Source organism: Xanthobacter sp. BG11Y11_SDJG (assembly GCF_057364445.1).
The window spans coordinates 1-2704 of record NZ_JBNFNU010000489.1 but is presented as its reverse complement, the minus strand read 5'-3'; the positions used below and the strand labels follow the sequence as shown (position 1 = coordinate 2704).

Genomic DNA, 2704 nt, shown 5'->3' with positions numbered 1-2704 from the left:
CCGAGGGCCGGCCTCGCAATCCCGGCCCGAGGGCCGGCCTCATCCAATCCGGCCTCCCCGGCCGGTGCCGGCCGGAGCGGCCGGATCGTGCAGGTGCGGACCCGGCTCAGGCCGCGGCGCTGGGGGCGTCGGCGCCATGCCAGACGCAGCCCTCGGGCTTCGCTTCGCCGGCCGCCAGAGCGGCATTGTAGCGGTAGAGCGTGGAGCAGTAGGGGCACACGATCTCGGTGTCGTCGCCGAGATCGCAATAGATGTGCGGGTGGTCGAGGGGAGGCTTCGCGCCGATGCACATGAATTCCTTGCTGCCCACCTCGATGACGGTGACGCCGAGGTCGTTGCAGAAGTGGGGAATGTCCGCGTGCGCCATGGTTCCGCCCGAGCCTCTCCTAAAAAGCGCCGCGACCTTACCCCCACATGCGCCGCCATGAAAGGCCCGTGCGCCGCGTCACTTCGGCGTCGCACGGGCCGGGTCGGACGAGGGCCTTGCCCGAAGTCCTGCCCGAGGGCACACTCCACCGCCGCCGCAACAGCAAGAGGAGGGGCGATCCATGAACGAACGCATGTCCGCCTTCGGCGCCCTCCTTCCGGGCGCCCACGGCTAGCTGAGCCGCCTCTCGCGGTCCCCCGCCGGCGCCATCCGCGCCCGGCCCGACGGCCTTCAGCCTGACCCTTCCAGGACCGCACGTCCGCCCCGCGGCGTCTGCGCCGCGCACCTCCCCGTCTGCCAAAGGCCGGCGCGTCGCGTCCCGCGCCGCCGGATCGCTGTCATGTCGCTCTATCGCACCCACAAGCGCGGAGTTCCCACCCGCGCCGTCTTCGCCTTCCTCTGGCGCCACTGGCGCCGCCGCCCGGCGCTGATCGGCGCCACCGGGTTCTGCGTGCTGGTCTCGACCCTCGCCGAGGTGTTCGTCCCGGTCTATGCAGGCCGCCTGGTGGAGGCGGTCGCCTCCGGCGGCGACCGGTCGGCCGCCTATGCCGCGGCCATGGACGCCTTCCTCGCCATGCTGGTGCTCGGCGCGGTGATGGTGGCGGCGCGCCACCTCTCCTTCGTGGCGCTGGTGCGCCTGACCTTGCGCATGATGGCCGACATCGCCTCGGAAGCGTTCGCGCGGGTGCAGCGCTTCTCGGCGGACTGGCACGCCAGCACCTTCGCCGGCTCCACCGTGCGCAAGATCTCGCGCGGCATGTGGTCGCTTGACCTGCTGGACGACACGCTGCTGGTGGCGCTGCTGCCCTCAGGGGTGGCGCTGCTGGGCTCCGCGCTCCTGCTCGGCTGGCACTGGCCGGTGATGGGCTTCGCCGTGGCGCTGGGCGCGGCCGGCTTCGTGGTGCTCACCCTCGTGCTCTCGCTGAACTATGTGGCGCCGGCGGCGCGGCTCTCCAACACCTGGGACACCCGCGTCGGCGGCGTGCTCGCGGATGCGGTGAGCTGCAATGCGGTGGTGAAGGGCTTCGGCGCCGAGGCGCGCGAGGAGGACCGCCTCAACCGCGTGCTCGGCAAGTGGAACGCCCGCACCCGCCGCACCTGGATGGCCGGCACCTGGGCCGGCACGGCGCAACTCCTGGCGCTGCTGGGGCTGCGCGCCGTCATCGTCGCATGGCCCTGTGGCTGTGGTGGGAGGGCCGTGCCGGGCCGGGCGACGTCGCTTATGTGCTCACCACCTATTTCGTGGTGCACTCCTACCTGCGCGACATCGGCATGCATGTGCACAACCTGCAGCGCTCGGTGAACGACCTGGAGGAACTGGTGGAAATCCACCAGCAGAGCGCCGCCATCGCCGACCGTCCGGGCGCCGGGCCGGTGAAGGTCACGGACGGACGCATCGCGTTCGAGAACGTGACCTTCCACTATGGCGGCCACCGCGAGCCGCTTTACCGCGACCTGTCGCTCGTCATCGAGGGCGGCGAGCGGGTGGGCCTGGTGGGGCATTCCGGCTCCGGCAAGTCCACCTTCGTGAAGCTGATCCAGCGGCTGCACGATGTCACCGACGGCCGCGTCACGGTGGATCGCCAGGACGTGAGGGACGTCTCCCAGGGTTCGCTGCGGCGGGCGATCGCGGTGGTCCAGCAGGAGCCGATCCTGTTCCACCGCTCGCTGGCGGAGAACATCGCCTATGGCCGGCCGGACGCCGCCTTCGCGGACATCCGCCGGGCGGCGGAGCTGGCCAATGCCGCAGGCTTCATCGAGCGGCTGCCGCGCGGCTACGGCACGCTGGTGGGCGAGCGGGGCGTGAAGCTCTCCGGCGGCGAGCAGCAGCGCGTCGCCATCGCCCGCGCGTTCCTCGCGAACGCGCCGATCCTGATCCTGGACGAGGCCACCTCCAGCCTGGATTCGGAATCGGAGGCGCTGATCCAGGAGGCGATGGAGCGCCTGATGGTGGGGCGCACCACGCTGGTGATCGCCCACCGGCTCTCCACCGTGCGCGCGCTCGACCGGCTGCTGGTGTTCGACAAGGGCCGGATCGTCGAGGAGGGCGACCACGACGCTTTGGTGGCGAAGGACGGCGGGCTCTATCGCCGCCTGTTCGAGCGCAGCCCTGGAGCTGATGCGCGGCCTCGCCGCCTGACGCGGCCTCAGGGGCGCCGCCGGGGTTTCCGGCGGGCGCCCGCTCACACCACGAGGCGGCGGTGAGAGGTGCCAGGTGGCGTGGCCGAGCACCGGCAGCACCACGGCGAGGCCGACGAAGAAGGGCAGGCTGCCATC

At 71.7% G+C, this 2704-nt stretch carries 1 protein-coding gene and 1 pseudogene; one reads left to right on the top strand and one right to left on the bottom strand.

The features are described 5' to 3' along the window. Positions 1–106: 106 nt before the first annotated feature. Entirely contained in the window at positions 107–367 is a 261-nt protein-coding gene (locus AC2W7M_RS23305) for a zinc-finger domain-containing protein (RefSeq protein ID WP_486135298.1), read from the bottom strand. Between the two features lie 400 nt (positions 368–767). Between AC2W7M_RS23305 and AC2W7M_RS23300 the strand changes: the two are divergent. Then, positions 768–2567: pseudogene (locus tag AC2W7M_RS23300) on the top strand (ABC transporter ATP-binding protein). Positions 2568–2704 lie beyond the last annotated feature (137 nt).